This is a genomic window from Aquimarina penaris, from assembly GCF_040786285.1.
Classification (GTDB): domain Bacteria; phylum Bacteroidota; class Bacteroidia; order Flavobacteriales; family Flavobacteriaceae; genus Aquimarina.
On the sequence record NZ_JBFMKQ010000001.1, the window covers coordinates 1,308,939 to 1,329,021 of the forward strand.

General features: G+C 34.3%; 23 protein-coding genes. 6 read left to right on the forward strand and 17 right to left on the reverse strand.

From position 1 onward, the window contains the following. The first annotated feature begins 1 nt into the window (after position 1). The gene (locus ABW637_RS05425) at positions 2-583 is read left to right on the forward strand and encodes a porin family protein (protein ID WP_367583622.1); all 582 of its coding nucleotides are present in this window, start codon (positions 2-4) and stop codon (positions 581-583) included. On the opposite strand, the gene ABW637_RS05430 is transcribed toward ABW637_RS05425, so the two are convergent. Further along, complete coding sequence (locus ABW637_RS05430) at positions 580-1,029, reverse strand: DUF2267 domain-containing protein (protein ID WP_367583623.1); 450 nt, start codon at positions 1,027-1,029, stop codon at positions 580-582. The two genes, ABW637_RS05425 and ABW637_RS05430, sit on opposite strands and share 4 nt — an antisense overlap. 135 nt (positions 1,030-1,164) lie before the next feature. On the opposite strand from ABW637_RS05430, the gene ABW637_RS05435 reads away from it, so the two are divergent. Next, positions 1,165-2,004: a universal stress protein gene (locus ABW637_RS05435; RefSeq protein WP_367583624.1), complete on the forward strand. Its 840-nt coding sequence runs from the start codon at positions 1,165-1,167 to the stop codon at positions 2,002-2,004. Between the two features lie 187 nt (positions 2,005-2,191). On the opposite strand, the gene deoD is transcribed toward ABW637_RS05435, so the two are convergent. The 9 genes from deoD to ABW637_RS05480 all read right to left on the reverse strand — a co-directional run bounded on the left by deoD (position 2,192) and on the right by ABW637_RS05480 (position 8,530). After that, on the reverse strand, positions 2,192-2,890 hold the full coding sequence (gene deoD, locus ABW637_RS05440) for a purine-nucleoside phosphorylase (RefSeq protein WP_367583625.1): 699 nt from the start codon (positions 2,888-2,890) through the stop codon (positions 2,192-2,194). A 280-nt stretch (positions 2,891-3,170) separates the two neighbouring features. Beyond that, positions 3,171-3,815, reverse strand: a complete 645-nt coding sequence (deoC, locus tag ABW637_RS05445; RefSeq protein WP_367583626.1) for a deoxyribose-phosphate aldolase — start codon at positions 3,813-3,815, stop codon at positions 3,171-3,173. Between the two features lie 2 nt (positions 3,816-3,817). After that, positions 3,818-4,117, reverse strand: a complete 300-nt coding sequence (gene trxA, locus ABW637_RS05450) for a thioredoxin (RefSeq protein WP_367583627.1) — start codon at positions 4,115-4,117, stop codon at positions 3,818-3,820. Positions 4,118-4,190: 73 nt separating this feature from the next. Beyond that, positions 4,191-5,084, reverse strand: coding sequence for an RsiV family protein (locus ABW637_RS05455; RefSeq protein ID WP_367583628.1), 894 nt, complete (start codon positions 5,082-5,084; stop codon positions 4,191-4,193). A 40-nt stretch (positions 5,085-5,124) separates the two neighbouring features. Then, positions 5,125-5,640 carry a ClbS/DfsB family four-helix bundle protein gene (locus ABW637_RS05460; protein WP_367583629.1) on the reverse strand — a complete coding sequence of 172 codons (516 nt, stop codon included), beginning with the start codon at positions 5,638-5,640 and terminating at the stop codon, positions 5,125-5,127. 83 nt (positions 5,641-5,723) lie between these two features. Next, the gene (locus tag ABW637_RS05465; RefSeq protein ID WP_367583630.1) at positions 5,724-6,020 is read right to left on the reverse strand and encodes a chaperone modulator CbpM; all 297 of its coding nucleotides are present in this window, start codon (positions 6,018-6,020) and stop codon (positions 5,724-5,726) included. Between the two features lie 10 nt (positions 6,021-6,030). Further along, positions 6,031-6,921 carry a DnaJ C-terminal domain-containing protein gene (locus ABW637_RS05470; RefSeq protein ID WP_367583631.1) on the reverse strand — a complete coding sequence of 297 codons (891 nt, stop codon included), beginning with the start codon at positions 6,919-6,921 and terminating at the stop codon, positions 6,031-6,033. A 21-nt stretch (positions 6,922-6,942) separates the two neighbouring features. Continuing rightward, entirely contained in the window at positions 6,943-7,347 is a 405-nt protein-coding gene (locus ABW637_RS05475) for a hypothetical protein (protein ID WP_367583632.1), read from the reverse strand. 91 nt (positions 7,348-7,438) lie between these two features. Beyond that, positions 7,439-8,530 carry a site-2 protease family protein gene (locus ABW637_RS05480; RefSeq protein WP_367583633.1) on the reverse strand — a complete coding sequence of 364 codons (1,092 nt, stop codon included), beginning with the start codon at positions 8,528-8,530 and terminating at the stop codon, positions 7,439-7,441. A gap of 169 nt (positions 8,531-8,699) precedes the next feature. On the opposite strand from ABW637_RS05480, the gene ABW637_RS05485 reads away from it, so the two are divergent. The 4 genes from ABW637_RS05485 (at position 8,700) to hemN (ending at position 13,759) form a co-directional block, all read left to right on the forward strand. Further along, a complete protein-coding gene (locus ABW637_RS05485; RefSeq protein WP_367583634.1) occupies positions 8,700-10,271 on the forward strand; it encodes a sensor histidine kinase in 1,572 nt (523 codons plus the stop codon). Positions 10,272-10,273: 2 nt separating this feature from the next. Beyond that, complete coding sequence (locus tag ABW637_RS05490) at positions 10,274-11,332, forward strand: response regulator (RefSeq protein ID WP_367583635.1); 1,059 nt, start codon at positions 10,274-10,276, stop codon at positions 11,330-11,332. A 75-nt stretch (positions 11,333-11,407) separates the two neighbouring features. Next, positions 11,408-12,247, forward strand: a complete 840-nt coding sequence (locus ABW637_RS05495; RefSeq protein WP_367583636.1) for a universal stress protein — start codon at positions 11,408-11,410, stop codon at positions 12,245-12,247. Positions 12,248-12,394: 147 nt separating this feature from the next. Beyond that, on the forward strand, positions 12,395-13,759 hold the full coding sequence (hemN, locus tag ABW637_RS05500; RefSeq protein ID WP_367583637.1) for an oxygen-independent coproporphyrinogen III oxidase: 1,365 nt from the start codon (positions 12,395-12,397) through the stop codon (positions 13,757-13,759). A 24-nt stretch (positions 13,760-13,783) separates the two neighbouring features. Here hemN and ABW637_RS05505 read toward each other — a convergent pair whose 3' ends face one another. The 7 genes from ABW637_RS05505 to ccoS form a co-directional block, all read right to left on the reverse strand. Then, positions 13,784-14,485, reverse strand: coding sequence for a sulfite exporter TauE/SafE family protein (locus tag ABW637_RS05505; RefSeq protein WP_367583638.1), 702 nt, complete (start codon positions 14,483-14,485; stop codon positions 13,784-13,786). Beyond that, positions 14,486-14,932: a FixH family protein gene (locus tag ABW637_RS05510; RefSeq protein ID WP_367583639.1), complete on the reverse strand. Its 447-nt coding sequence runs from the start codon at positions 14,930-14,932 to the stop codon at positions 14,486-14,488. An 87-nt stretch (positions 14,933-15,019) separates the two neighbouring features. Then, positions 15,020-16,441 (reverse strand): cytochrome c oxidase accessory protein CcoG, encoded by a 1,422-nt coding sequence (gene ccoG, locus ABW637_RS05515; RefSeq protein WP_367583640.1) that lies wholly within the window; start codon positions 16,439-16,441, stop codon positions 15,020-15,022. Between the two features lie 17 nt (positions 16,442-16,458). Further along, positions 16,459-17,415, reverse strand: coding sequence for a cbb3-type cytochrome c oxidase N-terminal domain-containing protein (locus tag ABW637_RS05520; RefSeq protein ID WP_367583641.1), 957 nt, complete (start codon positions 17,413-17,415; stop codon positions 16,459-16,461). Then, the gene (locus ABW637_RS05525) at positions 17,412-17,597 is read right to left on the reverse strand and encodes a CcoQ/FixQ family Cbb3-type cytochrome c oxidase assembly chaperone (protein ID WP_367583642.1); all 186 of its coding nucleotides are present in this window, start codon (positions 17,595-17,597) and stop codon (positions 17,412-17,414) included. Before ABW637_RS05525 ends, ABW637_RS05520 begins: the two co-directional genes overlap by 4 nt. Before the next feature lie 5 nt (positions 17,598-17,602). After that, complete coding sequence (gene ccoN / locus ABW637_RS05530) at positions 17,603-19,804, reverse strand: cytochrome-c oxidase, cbb3-type subunit I (RefSeq protein WP_367583643.1); 2,202 nt, start codon at positions 19,802-19,804, stop codon at positions 17,603-17,605. A gap of 2 nt (positions 19,805-19,806) precedes the next feature. Further along, positions 19,807-20,001 (reverse strand): cbb3-type cytochrome oxidase assembly protein CcoS, encoded by a 195-nt coding sequence (ccoS, locus tag ABW637_RS05535; RefSeq protein ID WP_367583644.1) that lies wholly within the window; start codon positions 19,999-20,001, stop codon positions 19,807-19,809. Between the last annotated feature and the right edge of the window lie 82 nt (positions 20,002-20,083).

Here is a 20,083-nt window from a genome sequence, read left to right on the forward strand (position 1 = left end):
TGTGAAAATAATAAAGACTCCTGTTTTATATTTGATTTTATTGCTGTTTCCAATGATTTCTTTTGGTCAAGATCGATGGTCTGTAGAATTCAGGCCAGGGCTTAACTTCGCGACTCAGGATTTGGGAAATATCGATATAGCTGTCGGTTTCGGATTTGAAGGTACTGCAGCGTATCGTTTCATGCCACATCTTTCGGGATATGTCGGCTTAGGATGGAATCAATTTCAAGAAGAAGATTCTTTTACCAGTACAAATGTTGATTTTGAAGAAACAGGATATACTTTGGGTTTACAATTCATATATCCTTTGGCAGAACCTTCTCTTTCATATCTGGTAAGAGTGGGTGTTGTCTATAATCATATCGAAGTAGAAAATAATGACGAAAATAGTATTGCCGATACAGGGTATGGTTTTGGGTGGCAACTAGGTATAGGCATAGAAATGAGATTAGATGACAAATGGAGTCTAAGACCAGAGTTAAGATTTCGCTCAGTAGCCAGAAACCTCGAAACTGAGAGTGTAAGCATCGATTTAGATCTAAATTATATTGCTATTGGTTTAGGAATCTCAAGAACATTCTAGAAAAACAACTTATCAAAAATAATGTGTTTCAGGTTTTTTGGTAATTCATCTCTGATATCCTGCATCTCTCCTGGAGAAATATATTTTCGCAACACAAAAAATGTGGTTTGAATATAATGTTCGGCAATTTCATTAGATTCGAAATCATAGATAGAGGTAACCCCATCATAGGATCGAACTAAATCAATAAATTGCTCTATATGTTTTATTTTATTTTTTTTTGTTTTGATTGTCCATCCATTAACATACACAGCTTTTAAAAACATAGGGAGTTGAGCAACCAATTGTAAAGACTCTTCCACAGAAATAATTTCTCTTAATCCATGTAAAATGGCAGATAAAATACGTCCAGCTTTTCCATGATTATTCTCAAGGTTCATTTCTTCGGCATATTCCTTTAAAAAGGTATTAGCTTCTTTTGCATATTTATTAAAATTAAGTGCCATGATCGATAGGTTTTTAATTTGATTTAAAAAATTGATATATAAAGTTATAGGCTTTACTTTAGGATTGTTATGATAATTATCATATTAATTGGTGACAACATCTTCTAATTTTGATATCATAAAATCGAAGAAACCATGAAAAAAATTCTTGTCCCTGTAGACTTTTCAGAATATTCAGAATACGCATTGCAAGTAGCAGCCATTATTGCAAAACAACAAGATGCTGAGATTATAGTCTTGCATATGCTTGGATTGTCTGAGGCCGTATTAACCAAAAATGAAGGCCAGGAAGTTGCAGAAGCACTATATTATATGAAACTTGCAGAAAAGAGGTTTGAAACTTTTTTAGATAGAGATTATCTAAAAGGAATTAAGCTTAGCGAAACTGTACAGAATTATAAAATTTTTAGTGAAGTTAATGAAGTAGCACATGAAAATGATGCAGACCTGATTATAATGGGATCTCACGGAACGACTGGTTTGAGAGAAGAAGTATTTATAGGCTCGAATACAGAAAAAGTTGTTCGTACTTCAGATATTCCGGTATTAGTGATAAAAAACCCGGGAGAAGATTTCAAGATGAAAGAAGTTGTATTTGCTTGTGATTTTAAAATTGAGAACCTGCGATCTTATCACAATGCCATGAAATTATTCGAATCGCTAGGAGCTAATATTCATTTATTGTATGTAAATCTACCAGGAGAGAGGTTTAAAAATTCTGATCAAATGGAAGAAAGAGTAAAAGATTTTCTTTTTAAAGCAGATTCTGGTAACCTTGAGATGCATGATAAGGTAGTTTACTATAGTGATTATACCGTAGAAAGCGGAGTGTTTAATTATAGTAAAAAAATAGATGCCGATATTATTGCAATCCCTACGCATGGACGTCGTGGATTGGCGCATTTCTTTAGTGGAAGTATAGGCGAGGATATCGCAAATCATGCCAATAAACCTGTGATGACGTTTAAAATATAAGAACTCTATAAACCTGAGTTTGAGATAACAAAATTATGTCAGAGTGTTTTGCGATGGCAAAAATGTATCGAAAACAATTAATTTTGGCTTAAAAGCCTAATTTCGATACAATTTTTCTCCATTTCATTATGAAAAATCACTCAATTTGACGGCTTTTGGTCAAGTATAAACTTATGTTGAACTCAGGTTATAATGTAGATAATGCTATTTTAATCATATTGCTAAAGGTAGTTTCTCGTTCTTCTGAAGATGTTCTTTCTCCAGTTACTAAAGAATCAGAAATGGTTAAAATCGCTAAAGCTTTTACATTAAACTTTGCCGCAATGGTATATAATCCCGCGGCTTCCATTTCTACACATAATATACCAAAATCTGCCCAGTGCTTATAAGAATCAGGATCATCTTCATAGAATTCATCAGAGGATAAAACGTTTCCGGCTTTTATCGTAATGTTATTATCCTCTGCATATCGAGTAGCTTTCATAAATAACTCAAAATTAGCTGTAGGAGAATAATCAGCATTAATAAACCTAGAGTTATTAATCCCCGAAGTAGCCGAAGCTGCCATGGCAATGACGATATCCCTAATGTGTACATCTTTTTGATAGGACCCTGCAGAACCCACGCGAATCAGGTTTTTTACTCCATAATCATTAATGAGTTCATGACAATAAATGAGCGCAGATGGGATTCCCATCCCAGTTCCTTGCACCGAAACACGTTTGCCGTTATACGTTCCGGTATAGCCAAACATTCCTCTGATTTCATTATAGCAAAATGGGTTTTTTAAAAAAGTTTCTGCGATCCATTTGGCACGTAGCGGATCCCCTGGTAATAAAACGGTTTCAGCAATTTCTCCTTGTTTTGCAGCGATGTGTACACTCATTTTTTATTGATTTCAATTGAAGTTAAAAAACTAGATACTTAATTTTAAGGTTCTAAAAATTTTACTCGATAATCGAGATTTAAATGCTCCGAGGCTTGCCTCGAAATCAAAATTATTTTCCAACCAATGCCTCGCGGGTTTGCCCCGAGGTAGTTTACTAACAATAAGCAGTTTTTAGTATGCAGTCACTGCCTACTTATAATACTGCTTACTTTTGTATCATGCTCTGAAAAAGTAATTTCATTCATATCTAAATTTTACACATTCAATTTATAACGGTCTAGTATGAAGTTACTATGGGAATCCCAGATGAGGTACCTATTCTTGAAACCCCCAGATTAATGTATTGTTTTGCTGTTTCTACATCTCTAATACCTCCTGAAGCTTTTATTTTTACATGATCTTTTACTTCGTTTTTCATTAGTTTTACGTCTTCAAGAGTAGCACCACCCGTACCAAATCCGGTAGAGGTTTTTATAAAATCTGCTCCGGCGTTTAAAGATAATGTACAGGCAATTCTTTTCTCTTCATCGGTGAGATAACAATTTTCGAAAATCACTTTTAGCACGTTATCTCCGATTGCTTTTTTAAGGGCTCTAATTTCGTCTTCTACAATTTTGTAATATCCCGATTTTAATAAACCTATATTAATAACCATGTCAATTTCATCGGCTCCCTGATCAATACATTGTTGAGCTTCGAATACTTTGGCTCGAGCTAACATAGCCCCAAGCGGAAACCCTACCACGGCAGCAACTTTTATATCAGTATGCATTAATTCACTATCTGCCAATGCAACATAATAACCATTTACACAAACCGCATAAAAATCATGTTCTTTAGCTTCTGTGCAAAGTTTTTTGATATCATCAACAGTAGCATCGGCTTTTAGTAGGGTATGGTCTATATATGTATTTAGTAACATAACTACTGGTATGAATTAATTACTTCAATAATATCATTTTTCTGTAATACTCCAGATTGTCGCCAGAGCTGTTTCCCTTCTTTAAACAATATCATGGTAGGGACACCTCTAACCTGATATTTTGCGGCTAAGGGTTGGTTTTTATCCACATCAATTTTTACAATCTTGATACTTTCATGCAATTCATCTTTAACCTGTTTTAGAATTGGAGCAAGCACTTTACAAGGGCCACACCAATCGGCAAAAAAATCAACCAACACAGGTGTTTCTGAATTTATAATATTATTAAAGCTATCTTTCATAAGTTCGTTTAGAGTTCTATAATTTCGATATCACTAAATTAAAACAATGGATTTAGAAAGCACTGTTTTAGGTTTAACTTATTATAGGCGAGTTATTATATTTCTTAAGCAAATGCATAATTTTCTTTATCGGAATTTCTATAGAATATGTTCCCGTGTAAGAAGGACAGATTACACAATCATCAAAATAGAATTCGATAACATCATCATTTACAACAAAATTGTTTTTATAAGCTTTAAAATCTCCTTCAGATAGTTCCCAGCATTCATAATATAATTCACCAGATTGGATATTTTCCTTTATAATAGTATTTATAGTTTTGAATATTTCTTGCTCTGCCCCTTTTTCAAAAAGATCATTAAAATAGATAAAATCGTGTTTCTGAAGATCAAAATTAACACAATCAAATAAGTAAGTAGAATACAACATACCAGAGTAATAATTCTCTTTATATAGTACTACACTAATTAGATCATTTTTTACATTATAAATCTTGTAGTCAATAGTTCTCTTGTCTCTAAATCTATTGATTTTTAGTGTGTCACAAAGTAGTTCTTTGTCTTCTAGAATTTGATTTTCAGTTTTTTCAATATTTAAATAGTTCTCTTTAATAAAAGTATTGAATACAGAATATCCTTGATCGATTTTCTCATTGAGATAAGGATATTTATAGTCTAATACGTAGAGATCTTCTTCTTTGTAAAACTCTTTTGATACTACTAATTTCTGTAATTGAACCTTATCATCTTCAGTTTTAATTAACTTTTCTCGCTTAATAGATTTTGTTTTCTCTTGATTAAGTTCCAGGCTTTCTTCAGAGAAAACGACTACGGTATCTTGTACGGGTTGATCTATTTGTTGTTCTGTTTCTACCTCTTTCGAATCAGAAACTTTTTGAGGTGATGTCTCGTTTTTACAAGCAATACAACTTAAGAAAATAAGACAACTGATTATTAGTGTTTTCATGGTGTTTTTTTTGATATTATATATCGATAGAAATGAATAATTACTTTGTTTTGTGAACTGTTTTCATACATTTCTTTATTAATTTATTTGCCCAATCATAGTGGCTTGAAGTCGCAGAAATAAGATACGAGGCCAATGAAGTTGTTCCTGTCCATTTAAATCTTCGCTTTTCAAACAGCTCTTCTTCAGTATGATGGTTAATTATTTTTTGCAATTCATCAAATGAGTTTTGAAGTGCTTTTTTTACTACACTTACTTCTGTTTGACTATATTTCTTTTGAATTTCTCTATTAAGATCCGGAGTTGTTTTCCAGGTATGTCCTTTTGCAGGCATGTCGGGTTTATTTCCGGTCATGCCTATGTTATACCAGTCTAGCATCATTAAGTGCCAATGGTGAAGATGTGCTAATACATCTCTAATATTTCTATTGAGGTAACCATTGGGAAACTCCTGATTTAATTGTTCTTCGGGAAAAGAAGTAACCAAATCTAATAACGTATTGTAGTTCTTGTTGCTTAGGTTAACTAATTCATCCTTGGTTTTTGGTCGAGGCATGTCTTTATATGTTTTACATACTAAATGTAATAGAGATTTTGACATGAAAATATGATAAGAATCAGTTGAGATGAAATTTTAAATTAAAGATTTTCATATAAGTCCAATCTGTTTCTTAGGGTATTCACTTCATGTTGAATTTTATGAACTCGCTCTAGCAAGTGTATAATTACTTCGACTCCTTCAAGATTAATCTCTAACTCCTGATGGAAAAGTAAAATTTGCTCTAGTTTAGGAAGTTCTTCTGGATTTAAAAATGCAGTTTGTTGAATACTAATAATTTCAATTAATCCAAAATCATGTAAGGAGTTGATGAAAGATAATTCTATTTGGTGATTTACACAAAATTCTTTAGCAGGTATGAGATGTTCTTTGGTCATTACACGATATTTAAAGTTTGGATAATTCTCTAAATAATTCCTTTTGTTTTTGAGAAAGGTTTTTGGGCATTTTTATGGTGTAGGTGATGTATAAATCTCCAAAGAGACCTTCCTTTTTATACACTGGGAACCCTTTTCCTTTTAGCTTTACTTTTGTGCCATTCTGAGTTTCGGGTTTTACATTTAGTTTCACTTTTCCGTCAAGTGTATCAATCGTTATTTCTCCACCTAAAACTGCAGTATATAGTTCAATTTCTTTATTTAAATACAGGTCGCTTTTATCTCGTCTAAATTGTGTTCTGTTTTCTATAACAAAGGTGATATACAGATCACCTTTTGGGCCACCGCCGATTCCTGGTCCACCATGACCTTTGATTTTGATGGTTTGCCCATTTTCTACTCCTGCGGGAATAGTAATTCTAATATTTTTCCCGTTAACAGTGAGTGTTCTTTTATGAGACGAATAAACATCCATTAAGTCAAGGTGTAACTCTGCATTAAAATCTTGGCCTCGATATTTTACTTGACCTCGACTATAACTTCTTCCTGCACCACCAAACATAGATTCGAAGAAATCAGAGAAATCCCCTTGAGAAAAGTCTTCATAAGACTGCTGTTGTCTACCCGAACCGCTATATTGCCCTTGTGATTGTCGTGCTTTTTCAAACTCCTCGGCATGTTTCCAGTCTTTACCATACTGATCGTATTTTTTACGATTTTCGGGATCGCTTAATACTTCATTGGCTTCATTGATTTCTTTAAACTTTTGTTCTGCTTTCTTATCATTAGGATTGAGGTCCGGATGATATTTTCGGGCTAATTTTCGATATGCTTTTTTGATATCAGCTTCCGAAGCATTTTTAGAAACACCTAGTATTTTATAGTAATCAATAAACTCCATGTTTTTATTGAGAATTAGGTGTTATTTTTCAAAAATCAATTTCAACCGACCTAGCATCATCAATTCTGATTTGTTTTTACCAGAAAAAGCTCCAGCAATTGCGTTGCAAGTACTCCAAACCAGTTGTTTTAGTTTATCTGTAAAGCGAAATTTATTTTCTTTGAAGTAAGATTCAAATTGACTAAAGGACTCTTCGGCATTTAGCTCTTCGTGGTCGAGCCAATCAAAAACGATCTCGATCTGAAAAGCTGCATCAACACCAAAATCATCTTCTACATCATCTAATTTCATCCATTCTGACTTTACAATTTTTCGCAATGATTCATATTCTGATGGGCGAACAACTTTATCAGAAGCAGCAATCGCATAGAATAACTTTCCTAGATTTTGATAAAATGTAATTCCTATGTTTTGAGTTGTATTCATGATATTAAATTATCGATTCGTAAGATAAATGTACTAAGCTATGTCGAGGATTTTTATGACATAAATCAGTTGAATTGATATAAACACAGTATTATTTGGCAATCAGGCTCGCCTGGATTAGCATAAATTCGGTTAAATTGGTGAGATCTATTGCTCCTACTAATTTGTCATTATTGGTGACAGCAAAAAAATCGTTTTTTTCTGTATTGATTAATTTAAAAATATCCTTTAAATCTGCATGTTGGTCAATTGATTTAAACGATGTAGACATTACATCTTTTATACGTAAGTTTTTGTTCTTAGAGTTTTTTATAATATCTCTATGATATAGTATACCTGCAGTTTTTGATTCTTGTACGACTATAAAGTTTTTTTCGGTTCCTGATAGTAATAATTCGATAACATCCTCGATAGTATTATCTGGTTTTAGGACAGAAATATTAGTAAGCATGGCTTCACTTATTTTATGGCCTTTTAGTAATGCTAATTGTCGTACCATTTTACTTTCGCCGTAGGCACCAAAATAAATGAACAAGCCTATGATTACTAAAAAAGGATTATAAAGAATCCCGATAATTACAAAAACTAAAGCAAGAAACTGACCGATTCCTGAGGCGATATTAGTGGCGGTAACCCGATCCATTTTCATAGCAAGGATAGCTCTAAGCACACGACCACCATCCATAGGAAATGCTGGGATAAAATTAAATATAGCAAGTGCTATGTTGGCAAAGAAAAGGTAAATTATTAGGTTTTGAGCGGTAACATGACTTAACGTGCTTTCTAATTGATTGGGATCCTGGTCAAAGAAAAATGATACTCGAACAAATAAAAGCAGAAACATCGCTATAGCAATATTTACTGCCGGCCCTGCTAAGGCAATCAATAACTCTTGTCTTGGGTTTTCGGGGATAGTATCCATAGAAGCAACACCGCCAATAGGTAGTAATGTTATTTTTTTGGTAGTTACTCCAAATTTTCTGGCAGTTAGGATATGACCAAATTCATGAAACACCACACAAACAAATAATAAGAGAATAAAAATAGTACTCATTAAGGCATTTTGTAGGGTTCCACCGGCCTTTAATTCCAAAAATATTACCCAGGCTAAAATGAAAACAAATGTCCAGTGAATTTCAATAGTTACTTTAAAAAGCTTCCCTAAATTTAAGACTCCTTTCATGATTCATAATTTTTGGTTAAAGTATCCAAAGAGGTACTAATAATAAATGACCAATATCATTATTTGTAGGTTTTTCTTGTACATTTGTAGGAATATGCTGAGTCTTCAACCACATAAGATTATACTCTAGTATTATGACCATAAATTTAATATAGACGAACCTGTATTTATGCCATTTACCAACGAAAATACATTTGACATTCTTGCCGAAGCAATTTCGGAAGGGGTTGTTATTGTAGATGAAAATCAGACCATTGTAGCCACGAATAGTGGTGCAGAAACAATGTTTGGTTATGAAAGAGGCGAATTAAAAGGACAGCCATTAAATGTTTTAATTCCACAACAATATCGTGGAAATCACGGAGGCCATTTCAAAAGTTTTTTAAAGCATAGTGAGAAGCGTCAGATGGGCAGGGGAAGAGATATTAGTGGAGTTCGGAAATGCGGTAAAGCTTTTCCGGTAGAAGCAGGGTTAAGTCCTTTTGAAATATATGGAAAGACCTTTGTAATGGCATTGGTTATGGATATCACAGAACGCAAAAAAGCAGAGCAAGAGCTAAGGCACTGGGCAACAATTTTTGATGAATCCCTTAATGAAATCTTTATATTCGATACTACATCCTTAAATTTTATTGATGTTAATCGTGGCGCTTTGAGAAATATAGGATATACTCTAGAAGAACTTAAGCAAATAACTCCTGTTGACATAAAACCGCAGTATACAGAGGCCCAATTCAGGAAACTTCTTGAGGATTTACTCCAGAAAAAAGTAGAAAAACTAGAGTTTGAGACTGTGCATCAACGCAAAGATGGCACCATCTACCCGGTCGAGGTCCATCTTCAGTTATCGCATCTGGGTGATGCTCCTGTATTTGTGGCGATTATTCTTGATATTACTGATAGAAAAAATTATACAGAAAAGCTTGAAAAAACGGTTGAAAACCGTACCAAAGAACTTAAAAAAACTGTCAATACATTAGAGAAGGAAGTAGAACGACGTAAGGAAGCCGAAGCCAAAACAAAAGAATCTTTAAAAAAGGAACGAGATCTTAATGAGTTAAAAACAAAGTTCTTGTCTCTGGTTTCACATGAGTTTAAAACTCCGCTAAGCGGTATTCTTACTTCAGCAACACTTGTAGGTAAATATGCTAAGGAACAACAACAGGATAAAAGAGTTAAACATCTTGATACTATTAAGAATAAAGTAAAATATTTAGACAATATTCTTAATGATTTCTTATCTATCGAACGTTTAGAAACAGGTAAGGCAACTTATAAGTTTACTACTTTTCCGCTTAGTAAGGTTATTAATGAAGTCGTATACAATGCTAATATGTTGCTTAAAGATGGACAGAGAATAAATTATCCAAGCGATATAGATGATTATACAATAGAATTTGATGAAAAAATCTTAGAACTAGTGTTGTCAAACCTTATTCATAATGCTATAAAATATTCTGGAGAGAACACCACTATAGATTTGTATGTTAGTTTTAAAAATGATGCCCTTACTTTTAGAATTATTGACAAGGGGATTGGTATCCCAGAAAAAGAACAGGAATTTATTTTTAAGCGTTATTTTAGAGCAGAAAATGCGTTGTTGGATCAAGGAACGGGGATTGGGTTAAACATTGTGAAAAGTCATTTGGAAAATCTGGGCGGGACTATTACTTTTACAAGTGAAGAAAACGAAGGTTCAACTTTCGAAGTTCAAATACCAATAGCCAATAATCACCAATAATAATGAAGACTGTTTTATTAATTGAAGACGATGTAGCGTTAAGAGAAAATACTGCCGAACTTTTAGAACTTTCTGATTACAGAGTAATTACATCGCCAAACGGAAAAACAGGCATTACTAAAGCCAAAGAAGAAAAGCCCGACATCATCATTTGTGATATCATGATGCCCGAAGTAGATGGTTATGGTGTTTTGGAAGCGTTATCCTATGATAAAGTCACAAGTCAAATACCTTTCATTTTTTTATCAGCTAAGACAGAACATAAAGAAATAAGAAAAGGAATGGATCTGGGAGCAGATGATTATCTCACCAAACCATTTGAAGAAGATGATTTATTAAGCGCTATAGAGAGTCGTTTGGCTAAAGCACAATTAATTTCTAAAATTTTCCAGGAGAAAATTGAACAATCAGAAGAAAATCAACATGAAGATACACTTAGAAACCTTAACGAACTTAAGAACTTCTTTGATGATCATGGTGAGATTTCTGAATATCAGAAGGGAGAATTGATTTATAAGGAAGGAGAACATTCTAACAAGGTATATTTGATTTTAAAAGGAGTTGTAAAGACTCATAAGATGGATGAGAGTGGTAAAGAATTAATTACCGCACTGTATAAGGCCGATGATTTTTTAGGTTTTACCTCGTTTGTCGACAATACACCTTATCAAGAATCGGCAACTGCAGTTGAAAATATTGAGATCGCTGGAATGTCAAAAAATAATTTGAAAGATATTCTTGAAAAAAGCAAAAACATCTCTCTGGAATTAATGGAATTACTTACCGATAATTTGTCAGAAATTAAAGAGCAATTATTGCAAATGGCGTATAGTTCTGTACGCAAGAAAACTGCACAGACAATCCTTCAATTTGCCGAAGTACTAAACAAAAAACCCGAAGAAAGTATTAAAATATCTCGAAATGATTTAGCTAGTGTTGCGGGTATTGCAACAGAAAGTTTAATACGTACATTATCCAGTTTTAAAAAAGACGGACTCATAGAAATCGAAGGACGTAATATTAAAATTTTGAATCTATCAGGTCTTCAATTGATAGAATAAAATAGATAAACTGATTTTTGTCATTCTTTACATCTTAGCATCCTAATACATTTGTTATATTAGAAAGTATTTAAGATGAAAAACATCCTGATTCCGACAGATTTTTCTGAAAATTCGTGGAATGCCATATCATATGCACTATCATTTTTAAAAAATACAGAATGTACTTTTTATCTTTTGCACGTTTCTCATATTGACGAAATGATAGGAGGAAACTCTTTTTATGGATCAAAAGATACCATTTTAGAAAAAATTACTCATAGCGGGAAGGAACAAATGCAAATATTGCTCAAGAGAATTGAGAAATTACCATTAAATACTAAGCACCAGTTTTTTACAATTAACGAATATATCTTCTTTGTAGATGCAATTAGAAAACAAATAGAAGAGAAACATATTGATTTTATTGTAATGGGCACCAAAGGAGCTTCTGGTCTTAAAGAGAAAACCATAGGGAGTAATACCGGCGATGTCATTACCAAAGTAAAGTGCCCGGTGTTGGTAATTCCTGAAAAAGCTGCGTATTCGACACCTAAGGAAATTGCATTTCCAACAGACTATAATATTTATTACAGGAGTAGAGTATTAGATACCATTACCAATATTCTCACCAAGAATGATGCAGCTTTAAGGGTACTACATATTGCTAAAAAAGATCAAGAACTTACTGATTTACAAAAAAAGAACAAAGATTACTTGAACGACTATCTCGAAGATGATATAGAACATAGTTTTCATTTCCTGTCTAACCCTAATATCGAAGAAGCTGTGCAATGTTTTGTAGAAAGCAGAGATATAGATATGATCATGATGGTTGCTAAGAATCTCAATTTTTTTCAACGTATTTTGTTTCATCCTACCGTTGAAAAAATAAGCTATCATACAGATATTCCTTTTTTGGTATTGCATGAGTGATTCTCATAAGCGTCACATCGAGTGCGTAGCGTATCGAGATACAGTTTAGAGTTCTATAGTTGGTCTCGATACATCCCCAAGCAAGTTGGAGATACTCGACCTGACGAAAGAGTTAGACTATAAACAAATGACTTAAAAACAAATTAAATGTGCACAAGCCTAGTTCATAAATACAACATTCCCGGACCACGATACACCAGTTACCCAACTGTTCCCTATTGGGATATCAATACTTTTTCACTAAAAGATTGGACAAAGTCTGTTCAACGATCATGTATAGAAAGTAATGATTCTGAAGGTATAAGCATATATATTCATCTTCCGTTTTGTGAAAGCATGTGCACCTTTTGTGGATGCAACAAGCGTATTACCAAACGACATGAGGTTGAAATCCCATACCTAAATACAGTTTTAAAAGAATGGCAGTTATATCTAGATCTATTCGAAACTAAACCCAAAATAAAAGAGTTGCATTTAGGAGGAGGGACACCCACTTTTTTTTCTCCAGAGAATTTACATTATTTGATTAATGGGATTTTTAGATTTTCTGAAAAAGCAGAGAATTATGAACTTAGTTTTGAAGGGCATCCTAATAATACAACTAGGGAGCATTTGCAAGCATTGTACGATGTTGGTTTTAGACGAGTAAGTTTTGGAGTACAAGACTATAATGCAACGGTTCAAAAAGCAATTCATCGTATACAACCTTTTGAAAATGTAAAATATGTAACCGAAACTGCACGAGAGATTGGTTTTACTTCGATCGGACACGATATCATTTTTGGATTACCCTTTCAAACCCAAGAAGCCGTTATTGAAACTATTTTGAAAACAAAAGAATTAATGCCCGATCGATTGGCATTTTATAGTTATGCACATGTGCCGTGGCAAAAAGGTAATGGACAACGAGGATTCAATGATTCAGATTTGCCAACCGCAGAGCAAAAACGAAAACAATATGAGACGGGCAAGAAGTTATTATTTGAAGTAGGTTACGTCGAGATTGGAATGGATCATTTTAGTTTACAAAACGACTCCTTGTATACTTCTATGCAAAACCAAACCCTGCATCGTAATTTTATGGGATATACGGCATCCAAAACTCAAATGATGATTGGCTTGGGAGTATCTGCGATTAGCGATAGTTGGTATGGTTTTGCTCAAAATGTCAAAAATATAGAAGAGTACCAACACCTGGTTCATGAAAATATTATCCCAGTGTATAGAGGCCATATGTTAACCAAAGAGGACGAGATTATTAGAAAACATATCTTAAATCTAATGTGTCATTTTAAAACCGACTGGAAGGATAATGAATTATATTTTAAGGAGTTACCAGAGGTTTTACAGAATTTGAGAGAACTACAAGCAGATGAACTGTTGATTATACATGACCACGATATACAAGTTACAGAAAAAGGACGGCCATTTGTTCGTAATATCTGTATGGCTTTTGATTTAAGGTTACAGCGTAACAAACCCGAAACTACTTTGTTTTCTATGACTGTTTAGTCAGTTTAATTTAGTGAAATTTAATTAATGACACTCAAAATCTGCCGAAACCAGCTCGGTAACAGGTTTTGGAGAGAGATATGGAATACCTAACCCCATACCACGTACAATAAATAATACACCAATTATAACTATAAATACTGGGATTGCTTTCTGGATGTGCTTTCTAGTTTTTACAGTCAAAAAGTTTCCTGCATATACTGCCGTCGTCATTAGGGGTATAGTTCCTAACCCGAAAAAAAGCATATATAGACCACCTTCGAGAATATGACTAGATGCGATGGCTCCAAAAACGGCCATATATACCAAACCACAGGGTAAAAATCCGTTTAAGAAACCAATGGTAAGAAAAGTATCCGGTGTTTTCTTTTTTAGTGCTATACCTAAAGCATTTTTCACTTTAGAGATTATTTTATATATCGGTTTTGAAAAGTTGTATCTATTAAGAGTCTGATGCGGAATTAAAATTAGAATAATCATTACTATTCCGACTACAATAGATAAGGTTTGCTGTAACCCAAAAATGTTAAGGCTTTTTCCTATCATCCCGAAGAATAAACCAATGATACAGTAGGCCAATAAACGACCAAAATGATATAAGAATATCTGAAAGAATTTCTGGGTGCTATTAGAACGCCCAACGGGCAGCATAAATGCAATAGGCCCACACATTCCTATGCAGTGAAAACTGCCCAGCAGTCCTAATATGATTGCAGATACCAACATTTAATAGACGAATGATTTTTTAAATAAATATGCTGTATTTTCATACTTCCAATCAATTTTGATGTCCCAACGACCTTCTAATAGACGATCGCTGGATATGATTAACGTTGAGCTGTCAAGAGCAATAGGAATCTCGAAATCCAGTTTTTTGTTTGATGGTCTGTATAACGATATTGTTCCGGAAATAGAGGTGTAATTTTTATCTTGTGGAAACGTAATCAATAGTCCATTCTCGGTGCTTTTAACAACGATATTGTTTTTTAAAGCTTTTGCATTTTTCTCGGCATCGATTTCTTTCTGAAATGCGAGTTCTTCTTTATAATATTCCTCTGTTACTAAATCGTGAGAGAATTGTTCATTTAGATTCATTTTTATAACAAAGTACATTATGAAGGAGATAAATCCTATAAATACCAGTACAATAGCTGTTCCCCAGTTTATTTTCATAATAAAGTTTTTAGTTCTATTTTATGGATCAAAAATCACTGTTCTCGATACAATCTTCCTACAGTAAGATCACTTGGACTGACGTGTTTATCTATACGTTCTTGGTCCAAGAAAGGCTGTAGTAGTAGTTTCAATTAATTTATCATTACTATACACTCCTATTTTTAATCGATCTTTATCTCCTTTAAGAGCGGCGCCATTAATCTCTATAAATAATGTTCCCTCGGCAAGTCCTTGTTTTGGGACAGCAAAGTTTTTATGAGTTACTAATTCAATTTTTCCTTTGTGTGATAATAATTCAAAATGAATATCTTCAATGGTATCAGTAGTTTTGTTTACCAGTTTATAGGTATATACGTTGCTAATGATGTTATCAGCTTTTCGTTCATATAGTTGCCCGGGTAATCTTAGAATATTAGCTTCGACATCATTTCTTAAAAATGACATTCCCAGAAAAATACCAGTTAAGATCACTAAAACAGCACTATATCCTTTTAATCTGGGTGAAAACTTGAATTTTGCTTTCTTGGCAATATTCTCTTCACTTGCATATCGTATTAATCCTTTAGGAAGATGTACACTTTCCATCATATGATCACATGCATCAATACATGCTGTACAGTTTACACACTCTAACTGTGTACCATTACGAATATCAATCCCTGTAGGGCAGACATGCACACATTGAAAGCAGTCAATGCAATCTCCTTTTCCTGTAGATGGGCGATCCTCATTTTTCTTAAATTTGGCTCTTCCGGCTTCTTTTTCTCCACGTTTATAATCATAAGCCACCACGATTGATTTTGAATCCAGTAGTACTCCTTGTAAACGTCCATAGGGACATGCAATAATACACACCTGTTCTCTGAACCAGGCAAAGACAAAATAAAAAACAGCCGTAAATATGAAGAGTGAGATTAACGTGCTCACATGCTTAAATGGTCCGTCAAATATATATCTAACCAGTTGATCACTGCCAATTAGGTAGGCAAGAAATACGTTGGCGATAAGGAAAGATATGATAAAGAATATAATCCATTTGGTAACTCGTTTTCTTATCTTTTCGGTATTCCAGGATTGTTTGTCAAGGCGTATTTGTTTTCCACGATCACCTTCTATCCAATATTCTATTCTTCGGAAAACCATTTCCATAAAAATCGTTTGTGGGCATATCCAACCACAAAAGATTCTTCCGAATGCAACAGTAAATAAAATCACAAACACTACTCCAATAATCATGGAAATCACAAACAGATGAAAATCCTGCGGCCAAAATGGAGCTCCGAAAATATTGAAACGCCTTTCTAGTACATTGAATAGTAAGAACTGATTTCCGTTGATTTTTATAAAAGGTGCCGAAAATAGAAATAGTAATAATGCATAACTTACCCATTTACGATAGGTGTACAACTTACCATTAGGTTTTTTTGGATACACCCAGGCACGTTTTCCTTCTTCATTTATGGTGCCAATAGAATCTCTGAATTTTTCGTTTGTTGGTGTTTCCAATTAGGCTTCGTTTTTTGTTATTCATTCATAACCACAGCTGTCGAATCAGTAACCGTTTCTGGAACTTCTTCTGCAGGGGTTTCTTTCTTTGGTGCATCTGGATCCACCCAGATCTCACCCTGGGCTTCTTTAGGTTCTGCAGGAGTAGTACCACCCAAAGTGATTACATAACTTGCTACTTGAGCCATTTCGGCTGGTTTCAGGGTTTGTTTCCAGGCTACCATCCCTTTTCCATCTCGTCCTCCTTCAGAAATTGTACGGAACACATTTTTTATTCCACCTCCAAGAATCCAATATTTATCGGTTAGGTTAGGTCCAATACCACCGCCACCATCTGCTTTATGACATGCAACACAATTGGTTGTAAAAATTCCTTTTCCTGCGCTAATATCAGATGATTCGGTTAATAGCGTAACCGTATTTATATCTACCAGATCTTTAGCTGTTTTTTTGTATTCCTCAATGGCAATTTTAGCTTCAGCTACTTCGGTTTCATATTCCTCTGCCTGAGTATAATCGTTGAAAACATGAAAACGAGCTAAGTATATTACTCCGAATATGATGGTTGCATAAAAGCCATATACCCACCAAGGCGGAAGATTGTTATCCAGCTCTTTGATACCATCATAATTATGATCAAGAATGATCTCTTCTTCTTCGCCAACAGGTTTACTATCCAATAATTTTAGATAGATATCCCAGAACCATTTGAACTGGTTCTTTTTTCTGGTTTTTTCTGCCAAAAGATACCGTTCCTGAGCATCAGGTTTTAATGAACGAAATAGTATGTTGCGAAAGGCTTCAAAACTGATTTCTAAGGTTATTGCAAATAATAAAACCATTCCCAAAACCAACCAGGTTATGGGTTGAGTTATAAATGCAGATTGTTCTCCTGATGCTACAGTTACTTCTAATAAAATATAGGCAATACCCAAAAAGGCAAGCACTCTTAAGTATGATGCAGTACTTCTCATAAGTCAGTTTCGTTTTCGTTTTCTAATGGAATTTGGCTCACTTCTTTTATATGTTCTTTTTTTGCAGTAAATACCCACCAAAACAGGACTGCAAAGAAGATGAAAAAAATGAGTAGAGAGATCATAGGATAAATCTCTACGCCTTCAATACTTTCCATATGGCCTTTAACAAATTTTAGCATAACTTTTATTCTTTATTTTCAACTAAAGTTTCTTCGTTTTTAACCTTAATATCGGTTCCTAATCTTTGGATATAGGCTATTAAAGCCACTACTTCTCTGTTCCGCATTTCAACAAAATCTAACCCATTATCTTTTGCATACTTTTTGTCTGCTTCATAGGTTTTTGCAAAATCAGGATCATCGTACAGATTTTTCTCAATTTCCGTGGCTTGTTCATCCATCCATTGTTGCGCTTTGGCTATTTCTTCGGGAGTATAAGGTACTCCAAGTGATACCATAGCCTCCATTTTGGTTTCTGTTAGTGATCGATCTAGCTCATTTTGAATTAACCATTTATAACTAGGCATTATGGATCCAGATGAGGTGCTTTGTGGGTCATAAAAGTGATTGAGATGCCAGTTATCAGAGTATTTACCACCGATTCGCATTAGATCTGGCCCAGTACGTTTACTTCCCCATAAGAAAGGATGATCATACACGTATTCTCCTGCTTTAGAGTATTCTCCATAACGCTCTACCTCACTACGGAAAGGACGTATCATTTGCGAGTGACATGACACGCAACTTTCTCTTATATACAAATCTCTTCCTTCCAACTCAAGAGGTGTATATGGTTTTACACTAGTAATTGTAGGGATGTTAGAATCGATCATTAATGTTGGAATAATCTGTACTGCACCACCAATAAGAATAGCAATAGTAGCGAAAATCGTAAGTTTAACAGGTCTTCTTTCTAACCAGGTGTGGTATCCTTCTTTTGCCGTTCGAAATTTCGTTACTTTTTGAAGTGAAGCTGCTTCTGCTAGTTCATCAGTTACCGTACTACCACTTCGTATAGTTTTAATAATGTTATATAACATCACAAAAGCTCCCAGGATATACATGCTTCCTCCAATAGCCCGCATCCAGTACATTGGGATGATTTCATTTACGGTTTCTAAGAAATTACCGTATACCAGACTTCCATCGGGATTAAATTGTTTCCACATTGATGCTTGTACAAAACCAGCAACATACATGGGTAATGCATACATAATAATACCTAGGGTACCAATCCAGAAATGCACGTTTGCAAGTCCTGTTGACCATAATTTTGTTTTGGTAAGCCTTGGTACTAGCCAATAGACCATTCCGAAGGTTAGAAACCCATTCCAGGCCAGGGCACCCACATGAACATGGGCGATGATCCAATCACTAAAGTGTGCAATAGCATTTACATTTTTTAAGGATAGCATTGGTCCTTCAAAAGTTGCCATACCATAACCGGTGATAGCTACAACCATGAATTTTAACACAGGATCAGTACGAACTTTATCCCATGCGCCTCGTAGGGTTAGCAGACCATTGATCATCCCTCCCCATGAAGGAGCAATTAACATAATCGAAAATGCCACCCCAAGATTCTGTGCCCAATCAGGTAGAGTAGAATATAGCAGGTGGTGAGGTCCAGCCCAGATGTAAATAAAAATTAATGACCAGAAGTGAACAATAGATAATCGATAAGAATACACCGGTCTGTTGGCTGCCTTCGGAATAAAGTAATACATTAATCCTAAGAAAGGAGTAGTAAGGAAAAAAGCCACTGCATTATGCCCATACCACCATTGCACCAGTGCATCTTGAACTCCTGCATACACAGAATAACTTTTTAAAGCACTAACTGGAAGTTCAAGGCTATTAAATATGTGAAGTACAGCTACCGTAACAAAAGTTGCGAGATAAAACCAAATGGCTACATAGAGATGACGTTGTCTTCGTTTTAAGATTGTACCAATGAGGTTCCATCCAAAAACTACCCAAATAATAGCAATTGCAATATCAAAAGGCCATTCTAATTCTGCATACTCTTTTGAAGTGGTATACCCTAAAGGAAGTGTTATCGCCGCCCCCACAATAATCAATTGCCATACCCAGAAATTAATGTTACTAAGTTTGTCGCTAAACATACGCGTTTTTAATAATCGCTGTGTAGAATAATATACACCGGCAAAAATGGCGTTACCAACGAAAGCAAAAATAACTGCATTGGTATGCAATGGTCTTAGTCGGCCAAAACTTAACCAGGAAATTCCATCAGTTAGATTAGGAAATAAAAACATAAAAGCCAATAGAAGACCTACCGACATTCCCACAATACCCCAGAGCATAGTGGCGTATAAGAATTTTTTTACGATTTTATTATCGTAATAGAATTGTTCCATTTCCATATTTATGATTGTTTAGTTTTAGTAGATACTGAAGATTTTTCTTTGCTTTTTTTTACGAGTTCATCATCAAAAAGCATTCGTATAGAAGGAGTGTAGACATCATCATATTGACCATTTCTAACAGAAAAGATAAACGCTACAAAAAAGATAATTGCGACAATAATGCTAATCGTTAAGAGTACATATATTACACCCATACTTACTTTGATTAAGAGCCAAAAGTATGAGACAACGATTTCTTAAAAAATGACTTTTGTCAGGTTTTGTTTAGGAATACTA

What these genes read in the sequence shown, in the direction of transcription:
- ABW637_RS05430 (WP_367583623.1), bottom strand. Translation starts at nt 1,029, where the DNA reads ATGGCACTTAATTTTAATAAATATGCAAAAGAAGCTAATACCTTTTTA.
- ABW637_RS05435 (WP_367583624.1), top strand. Translation starts at nt 1,165, where the DNA reads ATGAAAAAAATTCTTGTCCCTGTAGACTTTTCAGAATATTCAGAATAC.
- deoD (WP_367583625.1), bottom strand. Translation starts at nt 2,890, where the DNA reads ATGAGTGTACACATCGCTGCAAAACAAGGAGAAATTGCTGAAACCGTT.
- deoC (WP_367583626.1), bottom strand. Translation starts at nt 3,815, where the DNA reads ATGTTACTAAATACATATATAGACCATACCCTACTAAAAGCCGATGCT.
- trxA (WP_367583627.1), bottom strand. Translation starts at nt 4,117, where the DNA reads ATGAAAGATAGCTTTAATAATATTATAAATTCAGAAACACCTGTGTTG.
- ABW637_RS05455 (WP_367583628.1), bottom strand. Translation starts at nt 5,084, where the DNA reads ATGAAAACACTAATAATCAGTTGTCTTATTTTCTTAAGTTGTATTGCT.
- ABW637_RS05460 (WP_367583629.1), bottom strand. Translation starts at nt 5,640, where the DNA reads ATGCCTCGACCAAAAACCAAGGATGAATTAGTTAACCTAAGCAACAAG.
- ABW637_RS05465 (WP_367583630.1), bottom strand. Translation starts at nt 6,020, where the DNA reads ATGACCAAAGAACATCTCATACCTGCTAAAGAATTTTGTGTAAATCAC.
- ABW637_RS05470 (WP_367583631.1), bottom strand. Translation starts at nt 6,921, where the DNA reads ATGGAGTTTATTGATTACTATAAAATACTAGGTGTTTCTAAAAATGCT.
- ABW637_RS05475 (WP_367583632.1), bottom strand. Translation starts at nt 7,347, where the DNA reads ATGAATACAACTCAAAACATAGGAATTACATTTTATCAAAATCTAGGA.
- ABW637_RS05480 (WP_367583633.1), bottom strand. Translation starts at nt 8,530, where the DNA reads ATGAAAGGAGTCTTAAATTTAGGGAAGCTTTTTAAAGTAACTATTGAA.
- ABW637_RS05485 (WP_367583634.1), top strand. Translation starts at nt 8,700, where the DNA reads ATGCCATTTACCAACGAAAATACATTTGACATTCTTGCCGAAGCAATT.
- ABW637_RS05490 (WP_367583635.1), top strand. Translation starts at nt 10,274, where the DNA reads ATGAAGACTGTTTTATTAATTGAAGACGATGTAGCGTTAAGAGAAAAT.
- ABW637_RS05495 (WP_367583636.1), top strand. Translation starts at nt 11,408, where the DNA reads ATGAAAAACATCCTGATTCCGACAGATTTTTCTGAAAATTCGTGGAAT.
- hemN (WP_367583637.1), top strand. Translation starts at nt 12,395, where the DNA reads ATGTGCACAAGCCTAGTTCATAAATACAACATTCCCGGACCACGATAC.
- ABW637_RS05505 (WP_367583638.1), bottom strand. Translation starts at nt 14,485, where the DNA reads ATGTTGGTATCTGCAATCATATTAGGACTGCTGGGCAGTTTTCACTGC.
- ABW637_RS05510 (WP_367583639.1), bottom strand. Translation starts at nt 14,932, where the DNA reads ATGAAAATAAACTGGGGAACAGCTATTGTACTGGTATTTATAGGATTT.
- ABW637_RS05520 (WP_367583641.1), bottom strand. Translation starts at nt 17,415, where the DNA reads ATGAGAAGTACTGCATCATACTTAAGAGTGCTTGCCTTTTTGGGTATT.
- ABW637_RS05525 (WP_367583642.1), bottom strand. Translation starts at nt 17,597, where the DNA reads ATGCTAAAATTTGTTAAAGGCCATATGGAAAGTATTGAAGGCGTAGAG.
- ccoN (WP_367583643.1), bottom strand. Translation starts at nt 19,804, where the DNA reads ATGGAAATGGAACAATTCTATTACGATAATAAAATCGTAAAAAAATTC.
- ccoS (WP_367583644.1), bottom strand. Translation starts at nt 20,001, where the DNA reads ATGGGTGTAATATATGTACTCTTAACGATTAGCATTATTGTCGCAATT.